Raw genomic sequence first — 18,963 nt, forward strand, 5'->3', positions numbered from 1 at the left:
ATTTCTAGCTTTTGGCAAAAAGTATATAATAAAACTATGTATCGTAGAGCGTTTATTCTTTAAAGTTTTCGCTTGATATTTATTAATGTATGATATGAAACCTCCACAATATATTAGGTAGAAGGTAGTTTCTTTACCTTTCGTGTAAAGAAAATATTTAGTTGTAAACTACTTCCTGATTTGTAAAAATTTACAGATATACTCTGATACTAGTCGATTTTATCGAAAATTAACAATTAATGCAATTTTAAGAAAGTGCTAATTTTAAAAGTATATAAGAACTTAAATGATATCAAAAAGCACCTTGTTTGTATTTATTGTAACATAATTTTATAGATAATTTTCTTAGATTCTAAGATAGCAGTTTTTATCGGTTTTATTAATTAATAGACTTTTTATCTTTATTTATTATTTAATTAATTAAATTTTTAAATTAACAGTTATAAAATAGGATCTATTTCTAATACTTAAGCAATTAAGCTATATTTAGTTTTCAGCCTAGATAATATGCAGCAATAGAGGGGGATCATTGAAATAAATCTATATTGCGAATATATAAACAATAGCTAATAAAGAAATTAATAATTTTTGTAAAAGTAATAATACGATTAGCTAATCTATATTATTTTTTTAGTAAGATAGTTGATAGGCAATATCAAATATTTCCATTTAAAAAACTTTATTTCATATACTTTTCGTCTGATCGTATATACTCTTGAGAAAGAAAACGTTTTGTTCGGTCGATAATTTCTCCGGATAATTGTCCACAAGCAGCGTCAATATCAACACCGCGTGTTTTACGTATAATAACAGTAAAACCATAACCTCTTAATATCTTAGCAAATCGATCTATGTGATTATGCGAGCTACAAGTGTAAGGTGCATTTGGAAATGGATTCCAAGGGATAAGATTAATCTTGCAAGATATATTTTTTAAAAGTTTTGCTAATTCATGAGCGTGTTCAATCTTATCATTAATTTGTTTTAGCATCACGTATTCTATGGTAACACCGTTTTTATTTGCTTGTGAGTGTTCTAAATAACGAGATACCGCTAATAGAAGAGCTTCAATATTATATTTATGGTTAATTGGAACAATTTCGTTGCGAATAGTATTGTTTGGTGCATGAAGAGAAATAGCCAGCGTAACATCTATCATCTTTCCTAGGATTTCTAATCCTGGAACGACGCCAGAAGTAGAGAGTGTAACTCGTCGTTTTGATAAACCAAATCCAAAATCATCTAACATAATTTCTATTGCAGGTATTACATTTGTTAGATTTAACAGAGGTTCACCCATTCCCATAATAACTATATTAGTAATAGAGCGTCGGTGTAAAGGGTTGGTTAGACCAATAATCTTTGATGCTTGCCAAACTTGACCGATAATTTCTGAAACACGAAGATTGCGATTAAACCCTTGTTGAGCGGTAGCGCAGAAAGTGCATTTTAAAGCACACCCAACTTGGGTTGATATACATAATGTGGCCCGTTTTTTTTCGGGGATATAGACCATCTCAACTTGTTGATGATCTATGATAATACTCCATTTGATAGTTCCGTCAGATGACCGTTTTTCTTGAGCAATTTTCGGTGCACGAATTTCTGCTAAATTTTTTAATTTAGTTCGCAAATTTTTATTAATGTTTGTCATTTGATCGAAATCATTGCAGAAATAACAATAAATCCATTTCATCACTTGATCAGCACGAAAAGCTTTTTCTCCCAATGATAGGAAAAAATCTCGCAATTGCTGGCGGTTCATATCCAATAGGTTCATAGTCTATTAAATAACCAATCAGAAAATATTAATGATGAAGATTTAAAGAATAAAGAATAATGATAATAAGATCATTATAATGTAGCACACGAAAATTATATATGATTGATTGTAAATAAATATAAATTTAAAAGCAATAAGGTTACTTTAATTATAAACTATTTTTTATCTTAAAGATTTTAACTTAAGTTCAGGTTCATATTGTTGAGCGTAAAGCATAGATCAATGTTTTCTTCTCCTCAGAAAGCTGTAAATAAATAAGAAAAAATTTAAATATAGAGAATACAATAAATAGTTTGAGTTTATAATATCTACTATAAAGTTTTACTTTAGTACAACAAAACTAATGATACTGTTTTAGTAAACAGTATCAGTTAAACTTAATTTAGTTGTAAAATTATCTATTATTGTTTATTTAAATATATGCTTTCATCTTAATCTGTTAAAAATCACTATATCAATGATAGTGATTTTTCTTTTTAGCTATAGTTGAATAGTAATTGCTTGCTAGAATAATTTTAACGATTTGCTCTTATTGTCTATCTTGATGTATGGATTGGTGAAATTATAAATTTATATAATTTTATGTTAATATTATCAAGTTTTTTATAGAGGTATAAAACTATTTTTTGGTTTTTTAAAACTGGACAAGTTCTTGTGTGTTTATTAAATATAAAATATTTCACATAATTAGTATGTATATGTTTCATGTTAAAGTAAAATCTTCTTTTAATTCGAATTTAAATATAAATATTTCAACAAAAGTTTTATCAGATTTAAACAATATCATTTTTTTGTATAATGTATTAACTAGCATTGCAACTAAGCTTGAACGCTTGAATTCATGTTATTTAATCCATCATGTTATAAACAAAGATAGAAATCTTTCTATGATTGTAATATTTAACGACGATTATGAGCATAATTGCATAATATAGATAAAATAAATTGCCGTTTTTAACAAATTTTTTTACGATCATGGGTCGTATGCGACATTCTTTACCGATAATATAAAATTGAAGTATTTATACTGTTAGTTAAGAAATCACTAGCTAAGAAAAATAGGCTATCTTATACACGTGAGTATACTAGTACTTATAAATATATTGAGTTAAATATGTTTTCTAGAAAAAATTAGTTTTAATAATCATCTACTATTTAGGTGGGATTGAGGCAATCAGATTATTGTAGCAATTAATAAAATAATACTATTAGTAATTTAGTAATTTAGTAATTTAAAAACATTATTTTCTTCTTCAGAAGAAAAATTCTGTTTAAAAAATTCAGAAGACTAGTGATCGACTTTTATAAAAAAAATTATTGAAGATAAACCTATATGCTTTTTAAAAATATTTATATTTTAAATCACTTATTGATGTAAGGTTGCAACCTTAAAACTTTGAAACCTTAACAGGCTAACTTCTCTATTACTGAGGCTCAATATGAAAACTCAACTTAAAGAATTACTTGAATTTCCCTGTCTTTTTACCTATAAGGTGATCGGGTTTGCTACGCCTAAATTACTTATCCAAGTATTAAAAGTTATAGAATTTTATACCCCTGGAAACTATTTATCGTTGATTAAAAAAAGCAAAAAAGGAAATTATCATTCTATTTCAATTACTATTAGAGCAACTGATATCAATCAGATAGAAACTTTATACGATGAGTTAAGTGCAATTGAGATTGTACGTGTTGTATTATAAGGTAAGAGAGAATTATGTTAGAACATCTCATTGTTCGCCAACTTGGTTTGCAACCCTATGAACGTGTTTTTCTAGCGATGCATCGATTTAATGATAAACGTAACGCTATCATTCCTGATGAAGTTTGGTTAGTACAACATCCAAATGTTTTTACCTTAGGACATGCTGGTAAAATCGAGCATATCTTGGATCCAGGTGACATTCCAGTTATTCAAAGTGATCGAGGGGGGCAAGTAACTTTTCATTCTCCAGGACAACAGATAATGTACGTTTTAGTAAATTTACGTCGACGCCAATTAAGTGGACGAAATCTGATTAAGCTCTTAGAACATACAATCGTTAATACTTTGTCCCATTTTTCTATTATCGCTGATACATTAACAGATGCGCCAGGTGTATACGTCGAGACTAAAAAGATCTGCTCTCTCGGATTGCGTATCCTAAAAGGATGTTCCCTTCATGGTTTAGCCCTTAACGTAGCTATGGATCTTTTACCTTTTCTTCGTATTAATCCTTGTGGTTATCCTGGTTTGCAAATGACTCAAGTAAGCGATATCGTTCCAGGAACTGGTATCGATGATGTCCTACCAGTATTACTTAAAGAATATCTACAATTAATGAAAGTATCTGTTTCTGAAATCTATCACTGGGACCCAAATCATTATAATTGATAATAATGGGATAATATAGAGGTAGAAAAATATTGATGTTAAAATTTAGAAGCATGTTTTTAATTACAACTAAAATACATTAATATAATTTCTTTTTTTTTATTTTTTTTATGCAAGAAATTATTTTATATATACTTTTAATTTTTGATTTTAAAATTGGACTTATGCTAAAATGGTGAAATGGATACGAGAGAATAGATTTGTTAAATCTTACGAGGATGAAAAAAAATTATTAATTCCTATTAAACACCTCCCAGATAAAAAACCACCTGCCTTACAGAAGCCATCTTGGATGAAAATTAAATTACCAGTAGACTTCACTCGAATTGATCGAATTAAGACAGAAATGCGTAAAAATGACTTACACTCAGTATGCGAAGAAGCTGCTTGCCCTAACTTAACAGAATGCTTTAATCATGGCACAGCTACCTTTATGATATTAGGCGCTATTTGTACTCGTCGTTGTTCTTTCTGTAATGTTACATATGGTCGTCCTGTTAATCCGTCTGTTAACGAACCGGAAAAATTAGCAAAAACAATTGCTGATATGAGGCTACGTTATGTTGTAATAACATCCGTTAATCGTGACGATCTACGTGATGGTGGTGCGCAGCATTTTGTTGATTGTATTAAGGCTATCCGACAAAAAAACAAAGATATTCGCATTGAAATTTTAGTTCCTGACTTTCGAGGCTGTTTAGATCGCGCCTTGGCTATTCTGCAGACTGCGCCGCCTGATGTTCTAAATCACAACCTAGAAAACGTTCCACGTCTCTACGATCAAGTGCGTCCTGGAGCTAATTATCATAGATCTCTAAAACTCTTGCAAAATTTTAAAATAGCTAATCCGAATTTACCAACAAAATCTGGTTTGATGATGGGGTTAGGGGAAACTAATGATGAAATAATTGAAGTTATGCGAGATTTACGTCTTCATGGAGTTACTATGTTAACGTTAGGGCAATATTTACAGCCTAGCCAAGCGCATCTACCCGTTCAGCGTTATGTTTTTCCAGAGGAATTTAATCAAATGAAACAAAAAGCTCTAAAGTTGGGTTTTACTCATGCGGCATGTGGGCCTTTTGTTCGATCATCTTATCATGCAGACGATCAAATGCAAGGAATAGAGGTTAAATGATCTGTATTTAAAAATATTCATCAAAAAAAAGTAAAAATGTTTGTTTTGCTTTTTTTAAAAAATATTATTTTTAGTCAGGAGAAACATAAGGTTCTCTTTTTTTTGTGAGGTATAGTGATTTTTTTAGATTTTATCTACAAATTAAGATATCTATTCTAAAGTTTTAATTAAAAATTAAATATTGATACAATCGAATAAAGTAAACATCTTATTAAAGATGTTTGTAATACCTACTTGAACAAGTAGGTGATTAAATATTAATTACACATATTTAACTCTAATATTGTTAATCTAATAAAACACAAGAGATGAACAATAAAAACAATATAGTTTTAATGCATATAAAATATGTAGTTGCTGTATAATTGACTAATTGGATTGCTACAGTACATAATGTTTTTATATACTTATGTAAAGTATAATACTTTTTATAAAAATTTAACATTATCAAACAGACTTTTATAGCTGTTTGTATAACTGCTAAAATACTAAACTATCTTTAGCTAAACAGAACAATAATTACCAGAAATTTGATTTTTTTAATATATTACTTATATTTGCAATATATATTGCATTGATGTTATTTGACTCTTTGGGGGGGGGAAGCATAGGTAGTTTTATCTCTTTTATGACTAGCGGGGGGGCATTTCATACAACTTTTTTAAAATTTTTTTATAAAAAAATATTGTTAAAAGTTAGTAATGTTACAGAAAAATTGAGCCTATACATTATAGTATGTATTGTAGATTACATGTAAATTATTTTGTTCTCGCTGGATTTGAATAGAGAAAACATGTATTTATTTTATTTTTTTACGAAGTAACTATCTATTCACTTGAATCAACAATTAAACATGAAACTTGATTAGTATTTTATACTTAAAGTACTTAATCTAACAATGATTAATTACTATTTTTCTGAGTAATATTAATAAATTTTTTTATTTTACACGGATTAAGAATCCACTTGTTTCTCTAAAAAGTACGAAAAAATTAAATACACACATTATAAGAAAATGCGCATACGTACATATATTAAATTGTTAGATAAAATTTATTATATTCTTTTTTTTATGTGGGGATTAGTTCCTAACTAAGTTATATGATCGATAATTAACAAAACTATTGTTTTTAGACATAGGAAAATGTTGATAACCATTTAGTTATCTTAAGAATACAAGACAAAATTTTAATTTGATAATAAAAACTTGTTTAAAATTTTTTTTGATACGAGAAGTCTTCTCTTAATCATGGATCCATGTTAATTAGGAATAGAATTATATAGTCATTTCTTTTTCTATAAGTAGTATTAAAATATGGATAACTTTAATATGGATTTCTTGAATACGATCGGCATAACCGATATGAGAAACACGAATTTCTATGTCAGCTTTACCTGCCATTTTACTACCGTTTTCACCTGTAAGAGTGATTACTCGCATCCCTTTAGCATGTGCAGTATCAATTGCCCGGATAATGTTTGTCGAAGTGCCGGAAGATGAAATACCGAGTAATATATCCCCTTTCTTTCCTATCGATTCTACGTAGCGTGAAAAGACTTGCTCATAACCGAAATCATTGCTCACACAGGATATATAGCTCGGATCGCATATAGCGATCGCTGGATACCCAATGCGATTCTCACGATATCGACCGGTTAACTCTTCGGAAAAATGCATTGCGTCACAATGTGATCCTCCATTTCCGCAAGATAGTACTTTCCCTTGAATTTTAAATGTATCCGAGATAAGTTTAGCTGCGTCTTCAATAGATTGAATATTGCGATTATCGAGAATAAAGTTTTGCAATGTTTTCAATGCGGCGTTAAGTTCATTTCGGACTAAATTTTGATACATAAGCATTTCTCATAATTGATTTTATCGATAAATCATTTTCTCTATATTTTAATAATTTTATAAAGTTGCTTATAATCTGTTTATATTACTTATATAAGTAATGTGATTTATATCATGATTCTTAAATAATAATAAAAATATTAAAATTAAAGTAATTCAATTATAATACAGAAAAAAATAAGCATAAATCTTTAATAAGATAATTTAAAGATTCAGAATTTTCAAATAGATAAAAGAAAGTAATATTATAATATTAGCCGTGGTTAGTTTTCTATTCAAAAATTATTATCAATATTTTTATTTTTAGTTTTCTATTAGTTTTTTACCTTGATACTAAAATGTTGAGTTGATATGTTTTTAAATTTAATAATCTTCAGATTAAAAAATTTGCTTGTTAGCGGAAATAAACACTATAAATTAATATACAAATGTTTTAAGCATACTAAATATTTCAGATGATTTTTTTTAAAAAATAAAGAAAATCAAAAGTTTTTCATGAAAAGATATAAACGCTATATTTATATTGTTTCATGAAAGGTAAAAATATTGATTATTTTAAATAAAATTAAAAGATAAAATAAATTACCGTTCTTTAAGATGTAGTATTAAATTGAAGTAAAACTAATAAACATTCCAATAATTTAAATTTATTAAAATATATGAACAGTGAAAGTGTGATATTTATAAGTTTTATAGGAATCTTCATAAGCTAACAAGTAAAGAGTTTAAGATTATTTCTTAGTAATCTAAAACGGATTATAATTTAATGTTGATTTAGCTCGATATTGGTTAAGAAAATCAAGTTATTAAAAATTAATTTTATTTAAATATAATTAATTAAAATATTAAATAAAATAACGATGTTAAATTTATACATATAATGTTAAAGTTATTATTAATTTATCTATTAGTTATATTTTTGTCTTCATATTAAAACTAATCTTGTTATGTTTTCGATTAAAAACTATTGCTGTTTTACGGAAAAAAATTGAGACAAAATTTAGGTGAAAAATCTTAAATTTTAAGATGTGGCAATTTTTAGATGTAATTAAGTTGTTAATAGCAGTTAAAAGGTTAACCCTCCCATTTCTAACATAAAGCCAGCAGGGAGGGATTGAGACGTTATCCGTTAGTTAAATAAGAAATATTACTTCATTAATTTGAACTATAAAGTAGTCACATTAACTGCTGAAGGACCTTTTTGTCCATCTTGTATTTCAAATTCAACATTCTGACCTTCGGCTAGTGTTTTAAAACCGTTACCCTGAATAGCGGAGAAATGAACAAACACGTCTTTACTACCATCGGCCGGAGTGATAAAACCAAAACCTTTAGATTCATTAAACCACTTCACTTGACCTTTAATCTTTGCCATCTTGCATATTTCCTTAGGACTGTTTAAATCGCCTTTTGGCGATATAGAGACAAACTGAAATCGTTACTGCTTGAGGCACTCAAGAATAAGGATCGGCAGAGAAGTGGTATGCAACGAATTTATCGGTGCGCAAAACCTCTTTACTGAAAATGCCATTCATATGCACAACTGTACCTCAGTTTACCCAACTGGGTTATTACATACTATCTAAATAATCGCAAGCCATTTTTAATCAAGACTGCATATATTATATATAATCAATATACGTCACTATTTGTTTAGAATCAGTAAATCGTGAAAGATTTTTCTTGTTCTTGATTTTTTTTATACGTTATTAATTATATTATATTTTATGTGTATAAATTCTATTTATATTAGAAATTTTAATTTATAGATGTAATTAGATTTAAATCATCACCATAATTCTAAAACATGATATCTAAATGGTAAAGAAAAAAATTTTAAACAAAAAAAAATGCTTCATGTACGAGATAACAAAGAAAATAAGAGAGCTTTTTAATAATATAATTCAAAAATTTGTTCTTGTTGAATCGGAATAGAAACAACATCCCTGATCTGGATGGTTTTTGCAACTGATATTATTGTTTGTATTATTATTGCTATTTTGCAATTAAAGGACATATTTTTACACTTTTCAGTTATTATTTATAATTATTAGATTACTTTTTATTTTAGATTTATGAGAAAACACCGTTGTTTATAAATTAGAATGTTTATTCTAAATTATATTTGATTTCTTAAATGTATTAGGAGTAACCATTATTACTGAAGGTAAAGAGAATATAAATAGCATTTTTCTTGACACAACCACTATATGATATAAATTGCATATAATAGTTTATGTTATAGAAATAATTTTTCTCTAAAAAAGCAGATTTACATATATAATATGTATACATCAACATTATTAATTTTGATTAATAATATTTTTATATATCATTAAATATAAATATACTTTTATAATAAAGTAGAGATGAAATAACTTCTTTCTTTGAGTAAAAACTAGAATTAATATTTTATTGAAAATTTTTTTATATGTATTTCTGATTATTAATCATATGTAAATATATAAATAATAGCACAATAAAGAAATCTATAAAAATTCATTATTGTAAATAATATTGATAAAAATATTACTTCTACTATTATTAAAATAATTTACTTCTTTGTTAAGATAAATTTACTTAAATAAGTAGTTGTTAGATTTTAAATTAATATTTAAATACCGACATTCTTATCTAAGTTGGGTAGTTAAAGTTTTATTTAAATTGAATGTTGTAATAAAAAACTGTCTAAAATAAAAATTTTAACTTATTTTTTAATTTTTTTTATACTCAAAAAAAATATATTAAAAGGAAAAAACATGGCATTTTATAGTACGAATGAACTTCGTTCTGGTCTTAATATTATTTTAGATGGTGAACCATGCACTATTATTGAAAATGAGTTCGTAAAACCTGGAAAAGGTCAGCCATTTAACCGGGTTCGTTTACGAAAACTCGGATCGGGAAAAGTATTAGGAAAAATTTTTAAGTCTTCTGAGTTGCTTGAAGCGGCCGAGGTGATAGATATCAATCTTATTTACTTGTATAATGATAGTAGTTTTTGGTATTTTATGAATAATAAAACTTTTGAACAAACAATTGCTGATGCTAAAGTAGTAAGAGAAAGTGCTAAATGGTTAGTAGAACAAGATCAGTGTATTCTCACACTATGGAATAACCAACCTATTGCTGTTATTCCACCTAAATTTGTAGAACTAGAAGTTATCGAAACTGACCCAGGTTTAAAAGGTGATACCGCCAATAGTACTGGAAAACCAGCTAGATTAACTACTGGGGCAATCGTAAAAGTGCCATTATTTGTTCATGTTGGAGAGATAATTAAAGTTGATACTCGAAACGGTTTATATGTATCTCGCATAAAATGATGTTTTCAAAAAAAATTTTGCAAGTAAATATTAGTTTTAAATAGATTTTTAAAGTGTTTTAAAAATATTTTTAATCTTTATTAAAGATATTATTTTTTTGGATAAAATTAAAACATCGATGCAATTTTCATTTATTAATTACTAACCAATATAGTAAAACACTATACTCTATAATAATATCATTAAATGTATTTTTTTATTGGTATATAATAAAGAAAGTTATTCAGTAAAACTTTTATATAAAAGTGATGTTAAAATGTAGTATTAAAAATATATTTAATTAAAAACTCAATTATAAAGCAAAATCAACGAAATGTTGTAAGAAAATATATGTTAAATATTTATTTTATTTTAAAATTGATAAAAAAATCTGCTTGTTGTGTCAATTAGGATTGCCCGGGACGAGAGTTGAACTCGTATAGCTAAAAGCTGAGGGATTTTAAGTCCCTTGTGTCTACCAATTTCACCACCCGGGCATCACAACCGATATTAAAATGAAGGCGCGCCCCGGAGTCGAACCGGGGTAGACGGATTTGCAGTCCGTTGCATGGCCACTCTGCCAGCGCGCCTAAAATTTTAGTTATTATATTTAATTGTTCTGTAGATTTATAAAAAAATCAGCAAATTAATATATTTTTTCAAAAAATATATTTATAAAACCGCCATACTCTCCTTGTTTGTATGGAGGAAATTATCGCTTACTTCATTGAGAATGACAATCTTTTTTTTAAAAAATCTGTAGTTTTTTAAATAATTTAAATGTGTTTATGATATTAGATTAAATCTATACAACAATATTAAATATCCTAAAATTTTCAAAACTATTATCATAGATATATTCTAATAACCCTGTTTTTAAATACATGGAAGATAAATGTGATTCTTATCGATTTTAATGTTTATAATATATAAATGTAAGATATGCCATTCCTAATATAGTTTTTTTTGGTACTGCATATCGTCTTTTTTTTAAATAAAAGTTAATAGATCAATATATTTTTAGAATTTTATTCTAAACTGTATATTTCTAATACATAATAGGATAATGTTTTAACATATAAAGTAATCACTAATTATATCACGGTGTTTAATTAAATTATCTTGATAGTAATATTTCAAATAAATTAGAAGTTTCTTACTAAAAACAATATTCTCCAATTTTGGTAGATTTTCGTAATAAGTAAATATACTTATAATATAGTTTTATTTTTTTTGACAGTGTAAAAGGATTAATGAAATCTATTGCTTAATCCTATATGTTATATTCATATTATTTATCAATAATAAATGAAGATAAAATAGTTAAATAAATATAACAATACTATCAATCGCAATATTAGTTATTTACTTTTTTTTAAATAACAGAATTAATAATTTATATTAAAGGGTAAATAAGTTATACAGTATGTTACTAATACATAAAAAGATTAGTATCTACCTATGAAAACCTCGCTATTTTAATGCTTAACATTATTAATCGCGCTTACTTTTGCTATGTAGCACATTTTAAACTGTAATTATCAATCGATAGTACAATTTAGAAGATTTAAAGTATGTGGGATATTTTAACTAATATTTTTATAGAATGTAGAAACACTACTAAAAAAAGTTTCGGTAGGTTGAAAATTTTACTAGAGGTTACGTTATATCATACATATATAATACCATTAATCTTTAATGTTTTATTAACAAAAGATTTAATAGTAGTTAAATAGTTGAAATATTAAAGAAGATAAATAGTTATATAAATTAATTTGATTAACGAAAGTAGCTACTAATTATAATGCACGATGAACATTTGAGTAATAAATAAAGATAAATATTTAAAAATAGAGGTTATCAATTAACTAAGTTAACTATATTATAATAATTGTTATTAACCTGATTTAAGTAATTTATAAAATAGTAATTTACTGTATCTTCTTTCTATTTTAGCTGTATAATTATCTCTTTGTGGATAAATCTAATTTTGTAGATTTATGCCTAAGATTATTTTAGACCCCCTTATTATAAATTTATAATTTTTAATTATGGAAGAGTTAATGAAACAACGAAACAAAGAAAAACAGCGTATCGCTGTACTATTCGGAGGTGACTCTACTGAACATCAGGTATCTTTGCGTTCGTCGATCGACGTCGTTCGGTCGATCAATAGAAAAAAGTATGATTTAACTCTTATTGGAGTAAATAAAGATGGATGCTGGACATTATGCAATGAAAATCAACATGTACTTAATGTTGATAATCTTAATACTATTTGTTTGGGTCCATCGCGCTGTTGTCTCGCAGTGGTTCCAGGAAAATCTGGAATACAATTAATTAATTCTGCTAATGGTTTTTTATTTCCGTCAGTTGACGTTGTTTTTTCTTTGTTGCACGGGGCTTGCGGTGAGAACGGATCAATGCAAGGTTTGCTGCGTGTAATGAATATCCCTCATGTGGGACCGGATGTACTAGCTTCAGCAATATGTATAGATAAGGATATGACTAAGCGCGTTTTAAGAGACGCGGGAATACTGGTAACACCCTCGATTACGTTATTACGTAATGCTGATTCTATTTCACTTGATATAGATTCTATCATTGATCAACTTGGTTTACCGTTGTTTATTAAACCAGCTCGTCAAGGATCTTCTATTGGAATAACTAAAGTCAATTATTCTACAGATTTTAAATTGGCACTAGAATTAGCTTTTTCGTATGATTCAAAAGTTATAGTGGAACAGGAAATATGTGGTCGAGAAATTTCAATAGCCTTACTAGGGAATGATTTTCCAGAAGTTAGTGTCTGTGGTGAAATCTTTCCTAATTCTGAATTTTATGATTATGACGCTAAATACTTAAATGATAGTCAAGCAACATTAGTTGCTCCAGCTAAACTATCTATGGACATTTCTCATGACCTAATAGAGATCGCTAGGAAGGCTTATTTAGTCCTTGAGTGCAATGTAATGGCAAGAATAGATTTCTTTTTAAGTAATCGAGGAACAATATTACTTAATGAAGTAAATACTTTACCAGGATTTACTTCATTAAGTATATACCCAAAGTTGTGGGAGGCGAGCGGTTTAGATTATCCAGATTTACTAGATCGTTTAATTACTCTAGCAATAGACCGTCGTTAAGAAATAACATTAACTAGATAAAATTGCTCTTGTTAGAGCAATCATAGATAATTCGTCTGTAGGATTTTAGTACCATTTAAATATATTCAAAAATAAAAGCTTTATTTTACTATGATAATTTATATTTTCATTTACTGATAAAATTCAATTAATATTACTGTCTAAATAGTATAAAAAATTTTATATATAAAACAAACACCCTTTTAGTAAATTAAAAAATAAAAATAGAAAAAAGCTTTTTTATAAAAAATTTATATATAACGAAAAAAATTATAACGTCTTTATTCTAAACAAAAAAGTTTATCTACAAGAGAGTCTTTATCTTATAAAGATACCAAATTTAACTTTATTGAAATTACATTTTATTAGATGAAGAATAGCGCTTGTTGTTAATCTCGATCTTATAAAGTGTAAAATACAACCAATCGTTAATGAAAATAGACTTAATTGATTTCATTACATAAATCTTATTATTGAAAATATTCAAATAATATCTTATAAAGATAATCTTTAAAGCATATTTAATAATACTTCAGTAAGGTAAACCACTAATCTGTTAGATTATCTTGTTTCTATTTTATAGTAATATCTTTTAAGATTCTAATTGAGTTACCTCTGCATTTAATTTATCAAGTTTTTTTTGCATTATCTTTTGACATTCTTTTCTCAAGTTATGTGCTTCTTTTAAGTTGTAGGAGGAAGTTTCTATTGGTGTTAAAATTTCTATAATAACTAATCCATTAGACCAACGATTAAGCTTGATTTTATTTGAGGTATTTGAAATACAAATTGGAGAGATAGGAACTCCTGCTGCAATAGCAGCATAAAATGCTCCAGTTTTAAAAGGGAGCAAACCACGACCACGGCTTCTTGTTCCTTCTGGAAATATCCAGATAGAAATATTTTGATTTTTTATAATGTTTACTATTTTCGTGAGTGTTTCATGAGCACGAATATTATTATTTCGGTCAATAAGTAAATTACCAGTAATCCAATACAGAGGACCGAATAAAGGAATCCATAATAAACTCTTTTTTCCTACTGTAATAGTGCGAGGCTGAACCACATATGAAGCGGTAATCATGTCATAGTTGTTTTGATGATTAGCAATATAAATACAAGTTTTTCCATGTGTGAAGCCTTCAGGATAGCGTACTTCTAACCGCACTCCAAATAAATAAGACATACGACCGAACCAGCGACTAAAGGTCGATACATGACGAGGATTTCTTGGTGTAAATAAACAATAAAGTAAGCCAAAAATACAAATCAAAATTGAACAAAAGGTTACTAGAATAATGCGAACGATAGCTAGCATAGTTCCTTCTTAATTTTTTTTTAAATTATATACTTTTTTTAAAAACGAAAGTGTTGTTTATTTAGGGCAAGATTTTTTTTAATGCATCTTAAAGAAAATAATTGTATAAAATGCAAAACTACTTTTATGAAAAAATTATATTAATATTTTAAGATTTAAGATCTTAGGTGGTGTTCCTGATATATATTGTTTATATATTGATTTAGTTAATTTTAAAGAGTTGTATAGAATAAATATCTATTTTTTTTAAATAAAGTTATAACTAATATTTTTAAGATTGTTCTCGACGAGAGAATGTTTACTCTCATATGTTATGTTTATACTTTATGGAAACTGTTCTATTAATAAAATTAATGTTTTTCGTTTTGTCATTAAGCAAGCGGTTTTTTAATTAAAATTTACCGGAATTTTATATTTTTTTTAATTCTTTTAATAATTTTATCGAATTTTTATTATAAATTCCGATTTAGTAGATTTATCTTTAAAGTTGATTATGCTAAACAATAATTTTATTAAATTTTAGTAAAATACCTAATTATAATCTTAATATTTAAGATCTTTCTAAAAAAAACTTATTTCAACCGTGGATTATGATAATAAATATATTCTAATCATTACTAAGTTTAGTTTGAGACTCTAAGTTACATCAAATTAGATCACTAGGTAAGTTATTTTAAGTTCGATTGAGGCTAGAAAAAGAATAAGTAACAAAATTAGCTCATAAAAACTAAACGAATAGTTAAATATAAAAATTTATAATAATAAATGTTTCTCTGTTAGTAAATCGATTAACGAAAAGATAATCGTCTTATTATTCATATAGTGAATTATCAATTTATAAAGTTATGTATTAATTATTTTAATTTAAATAGTATATAATCAAACTGATTTTTTAGTGCTTATTTGAGGAAACATACAAATAAAAATAATTACAATCTCGTCAAGATTGATTTAATACATATGAAGTATTATTTCCATGATAAATTTTTATTTTAAAGTCTAGATGTATACCTTTACTACAAATAAACCAAATATTTTTAAAAATCAATCTTTGTATTTTTAAGTCATTGATAATAAATATATTCCGATTTGATATTTTAATGAAAGAGATTGATTGTTCTATAATAAAGATAGGTGAAAAAAAACATATTTATTCTAGTGAGTTAAAATATACAATAAAAACTATAGTTTTAAAAAAAAAGATAAAAATGTTGAGTTAAACAAAAAATAGTCTATATAAAAAATAGAATTACTATTCTTGAACTTAATTATTATTTAAATAATTTTATTGAAACTAACTTTTAGTTAAAAATACAAAGTCAGTTAATTAAAAATATTTTTAATAATTATTAAGTTATAAAAATTAGAATTTTATTTATTGTTATCCATTCCCTTCTAAATACTAATTGTCAATCTATGATCAGTAAAACAAAGTAACTCAGTTGGTAAGGCAATACCATATCGTTTGTGCATTTAATTAAATGCATTTTCGTTTTTGTTTGAAAATTTTATCTACATTACACTTATTTTTCTTATGAGTGGCGAATATTTTAGTAAAACGTAATTTTAGAATGTTATACTAATCAATAGGATAGCTCATTACAAATCGCCTCTAAAACATCTATCGGAGTTATTAAACCTTGTATGACACTAAGCTCGTTGCATACCATAATAATACTATTTTTGGCATTTTGTAATTCTTTTAAGATATTAACTACCTCTGAGGTTTCTGATACTATAATTGCTGGATTAATAATCGCATAAGCTTTCAGCTGCTCACTATCACCCAATTTTTCAATCAAATCTTTAGCTCGTATAACCCCAATAAGGTGATCTAGCTTGCCGTTACAAACCGGTAACACATTGTGAGAAGTTCTCATCACAGTGACTCGCAATTCTTCAATTGATCGCTGACAATCTAACCAAGTAATTTCGTTGCGAGGTGTCATTAAACTTTGCAAAGTTTTCGATTCTAAAGATAAAACCCCGATAACCATCTGAAGCTCTTCTTTTGTTAAAGATTCTTTTTTAAGTGTTTTCATTATTTTATCCAATCTGGTTTCGTAATGCACCCTACTGCTCATTAGTTGGATAATTGCTTTTGAATAACACTTGCACATTGGTTTATCAGATTGGTTTTTAATAAGATTACGGCGGGCTATCTGGTTAAAAATTTCGATAATAATGGAGAAACCCATGGCTGCATACAAGTATCCCTTTGGTATATAAAAACCAAAACCTTCGGCAATCAGACTAAGACCAATAACTAATAGAAAACTAAGGCATAAGACTACAACAGTTTGATGACTATTGACAAAATGAGTTAATGATCGAGATGCTAAGAGCATCAGTGTCATAGCAATAATAACCGCAGTGATCATGATTGGAAGTTTGTTTACCATTCCCACGGCAGTGATTACTGCGTCTAGAGAAAATACTGCATCAAAAATAACAATTTGAATTACTACCGCCAAAAAGCTTGCATACCCACACTCGGTATTTCGATCAAATTGTTTTTTATCTAAATGTTCATGCAGCTCACTAGTAGCTTTAAGCAAAAGAAAAAAACCGCCAAAAAGTAAAACTAATTCACGACCAGAAAAAGAGATATCTCCTAAACTAAGTAATGGTTGAGTTAATGTAACTACCCAGGATACTAAAGACAGTAGCATAATGCGCATAATAATTGCTAGTGAAAGACCTAGTACACGTGCTTTATCACGTTTTTTTTTCGGTAATTTTCCAGCTAAGATTGCAATAAAAATAAGGTTATCTATACTGAGAATTATTTCAAGTATAATTAAAGTTAGCAATCCCACCCAAAGTGAGGGGTCCATGAAAAATTCCATCAAAGGCTCCTTAAGGTGTTGAGGCGATAGTGATAAAAGGTTAAAAACCTACCTTAGAGTACCGTAAAGTTTTACAGTAATATTGCCTCTTATAACTCACATAACGAGATTTTCCTATTTTAGAGCAAAACGCGTCATACTGTGTATTGTTCAATCTATATTCGTACCTATTACTCGCCCCCCCCTATCTTTCTTCGATTCTTTTTTTTCAAGGGGGTCAAAGTAGATTCCATATTTTTACTATTTCTTGACTGTATCTATTAATTGGTTCTAGAGGTTACGACTCTTCATTAGTAGCTTTACTTTAAATTAGACATTCTTAATAGTTAAGATGTTTTTTTATAACATAATAGATTTATATAAAAAATTATATTTTGAATATAGCTATTTAACGAGGTTTTCATTACAAAAAAATAGATAATGTTCTTTGTAATGATATTATTATGTTAACATTTCTTTAATCAAATCGTTATGATAGAAATATCGCCTTGATCAAAACCTTAATATAGAACAGGAATTCTATTTGTTTTATAATTGAGAGCAATGAGATTTAGCAATATGTCATCCACATTATTTTAGAATTGCAGTAATTTTATGATCATATAATCGTAATTATTTCGATGATCAGGATTTTAAAATAGTAAAAACTGAAAATAATCAAATAATTTTATATATAATTTAATGATTAAATAGCATAGTATTTTATAGATATACTTACTTAGTAAGTAATTCTTATATAGTTGAAATTGAGTTCAAAAAAAATCTATCAATTACTCTTTTACTACTTGGTTAAAACTAAATTAATGGTTATAAGATTCTGATTTTACTTTTGATTCTTAATAATATTATTTTATCAACTTTTTTCATGAAAGCTTTAGTTACCTTTTTACAGTCATGCAAATTACATAGTGTTCCTATTACTAATCTTTAAGCAAAACATAACAATTTTATTTATTTCCTTACCTAAAGTAATACAGACAATCTTGTTGATTATCTTATCTCTTACAAGATCGTATCTTGCAAATTTTTTATTTTTTTAAATACACTGATTTTAAAAATTTTGCTATTTGTTCATTATTTATTGTAAATGATAGTGAATTAAATGAAATAATCAGAAATCCATATAAGTATATATTGTGTCTATTTTTTTCTTAATTTTATTATTACTTTAAACGTCGATCAATGATTTAGGATA

Annotated in this window: 10 protein-coding genes, 2 tRNA genes and 1 pseudogene; 5 read left to right on the top strand and 8 right to left on the bottom strand. The window is 26.9% G+C overall.

Going from position 1 to position 18,963, the window contains the following annotated elements; all coding sequences use genetic code 11:
* Positions 1-679: 679 nt before the first annotated feature.
* Positions 680-1,780: a bifunctional tRNA (adenosine(37)-C2)-methyltransferase TrmG/ribosomal RNA large subunit methyltransferase RlmN gene (locus tag A35E_RS02205; RefSeq protein WP_014889056.1), complete on the bottom strand. Its 1,101-nt coding sequence runs from the start codon at positions 1,778-1,780 to the stop codon at positions 680-682.
* Positions 1,781-3,222: 1,442 nt separating this feature from the next.
* Here A35E_RS02205 and ybeD point away from each other — a divergent pair.
* From ybeD to lipA, 3 genes are all read left to right on the top strand, one after another.
* A complete protein-coding gene (gene ybeD / locus A35E_RS02210) occupies positions 3,223-3,486 on the top strand; it encodes a DUF493 family protein YbeD (RefSeq protein WP_014889057.1) in 264 nt (87 codons plus the stop codon).
* A gap of 14 nt (positions 3,487-3,500) precedes the next feature.
* Positions 3,501-4,157, top strand: a complete 657-nt coding sequence (gene lipB, locus A35E_RS02215) for a lipoyl(octanoyl) transferase LipB (RefSeq protein ID WP_014889058.1) — start codon at positions 3,501-3,503, stop codon at positions 4,155-4,157.
* Between the two features lie 172 nt (positions 4,158-4,329).
* Positions 4,330-5,295, top strand: a complete 966-nt coding sequence (gene lipA, locus A35E_RS02220) for a lipoyl synthase (RefSeq protein ID WP_014889059.1) — start codon at positions 4,330-4,332, stop codon at positions 5,293-5,295.
* A gap of 1,276 nt (positions 5,296-6,571) precedes the next feature.
* On the opposite strand, the gene lpcA is transcribed toward lipA, so the two are convergent.
* The 3 genes and pseudogenes from lpcA to A35E_RS03230 all read right to left on the bottom strand — a co-directional run bounded on the left by lpcA (position 6,572) and on the right by A35E_RS03230 (position 8,685).
* Positions 6,572-7,150 (bottom strand): D-sedoheptulose 7-phosphate isomerase, encoded by a 579-nt coding sequence (gene lpcA, locus A35E_RS02225; protein WP_014889060.1) that lies wholly within the window; start codon positions 7,148-7,150, stop codon positions 6,572-6,574.
* Between the two features lie 1,165 nt (positions 7,151-8,315).
* Positions 8,316-8,525 (bottom strand): transcription antiterminator/RNA stability regulator CspE, encoded by a 210-nt coding sequence (gene cspE / locus A35E_RS02230; RefSeq protein ID WP_014889061.1) that lies wholly within the window; start codon positions 8,523-8,525, stop codon positions 8,316-8,318.
* 23 nt (positions 8,526-8,548) lie between these two features.
* Positions 8,549-8,685: pseudogene (locus tag A35E_RS03230) on the bottom strand (DUF2627 domain-containing protein).
* A gap of 1,224 nt (positions 8,686-9,909) precedes the next feature.
* Between A35E_RS03230 and efp the strand changes: the two are divergent.
* A complete protein-coding gene (efp, locus tag A35E_RS02235; RefSeq protein WP_014889062.1) occupies positions 9,910-10,476 on the top strand; it encodes an elongation factor P in 567 nt (188 codons plus the stop codon).
* Between the two features lie 393 nt (positions 10,477-10,869).
* On the opposite strand, the gene A35E_RS02240 is transcribed toward efp, so the two are convergent.
* Together A35E_RS02240 and A35E_RS02245 are read right to left on the bottom strand one after the other, a co-directional pair.
* Positions 10,870-10,952: transfer RNA gene (locus tag A35E_RS02240), tRNA-Leu, on the bottom strand.
* A gap of 22 nt (positions 10,953-10,974) precedes the next feature.
* A tRNA-Cys gene (locus tag A35E_RS02245) sits at positions 10,975-11,045 on the bottom strand.
* A gap of 1,473 nt (positions 11,046-12,518) precedes the next feature.
* Between A35E_RS02245 and ddlA the strand changes: the two genes are divergently transcribed.
* Positions 12,519-13,601: a D-alanine--D-alanine ligase gene (gene ddlA / locus A35E_RS02250; RefSeq protein WP_014889063.1), complete on the top strand. Its 1,083-nt coding sequence runs from the start codon at positions 12,519-12,521 to the stop codon at positions 13,599-13,601.
* A gap of 592 nt (positions 13,602-14,193) precedes the next feature.
* On the opposite strand, the gene A35E_RS02255 is transcribed toward ddlA, so the two are convergent.
* Together A35E_RS02255 and A35E_RS02260 are read right to left on the bottom strand one after the other, a co-directional pair.
* Complete coding sequence (locus A35E_RS02255; RefSeq protein WP_014889064.1) at positions 14,194-14,919, bottom strand: 1-acylglycerol-3-phosphate O-acyltransferase; 726 nt, start codon at positions 14,917-14,919, stop codon at positions 14,194-14,196.
* Between the two features lie 1,583 nt (positions 14,920-16,502).
* Complete coding sequence (locus A35E_RS02260; RefSeq protein ID WP_014889065.1) at positions 16,503-17,768, bottom strand: TerC family protein; 1,266 nt, start codon at positions 17,766-17,768, stop codon at positions 16,503-16,505.
* Between the last annotated feature and the right edge of the window lie 1,195 nt (positions 17,769-18,963).

The organism is secondary endosymbiont of Heteropsylla cubana (assembly GCF_000287355.1).
Lineage (GTDB): Bacteria > Pseudomonadota > Gammaproteobacteria > Enterobacterales > Enterobacteriaceae.

Excerpts from the sequence above, each read along its gene's own strand:
- lipA (WP_014889059.1), top strand. The coding sequence starts at position 4,330 with ATGGTGAAATGGATACGAGAGAATAGATTTGTTAAATCTTACGAGGAT.
- A35E_RS02205 (WP_014889056.1), bottom strand. The coding sequence starts at position 1,780 with ATGAACCTATTGGATATGAACCGCCAGCAATTGCGAGATTTTTTCCTA.
- lipB (WP_014889058.1), top strand. The coding sequence starts at position 3,501 with ATGTTAGAACATCTCATTGTTCGCCAACTTGGTTTGCAACCCTATGAA.
- cspE (WP_014889061.1), bottom strand. The coding sequence starts at position 8,525 with ATGGCAAAGATTAAAGGTCAAGTGAAGTGGTTTAATGAATCTAAAGGT.
- ybeD (WP_014889057.1), top strand. The coding sequence starts at position 3,223 with ATGAAAACTCAACTTAAAGAATTACTTGAATTTCCCTGTCTTTTTACC.
- A35E_RS02260 (WP_014889065.1), bottom strand. The coding sequence starts at position 17,768 with ATGGAATTTTTCATGGACCCCTCACTTTGGGTGGGATTGCTAACTTTA.
- ddlA (WP_014889063.1), top strand. The coding sequence starts at position 12,519 with ATGAAACAACGAAACAAAGAAAAACAGCGTATCGCTGTACTATTCGGA.
- lpcA (WP_014889060.1), bottom strand. The coding sequence starts at position 7,150 with ATGTATCAAAATTTAGTCCGAAATGAACTTAACGCCGCATTGAAAACA.
- efp (WP_014889062.1), top strand. The coding sequence starts at position 9,910 with ATGGCATTTTATAGTACGAATGAACTTCGTTCTGGTCTTAATATTATT.
- A35E_RS02255 (WP_014889064.1), bottom strand. The coding sequence starts at position 14,919 with ATGCTAGCTATCGTTCGCATTATTCTAGTAACCTTTTGTTCAATTTTG.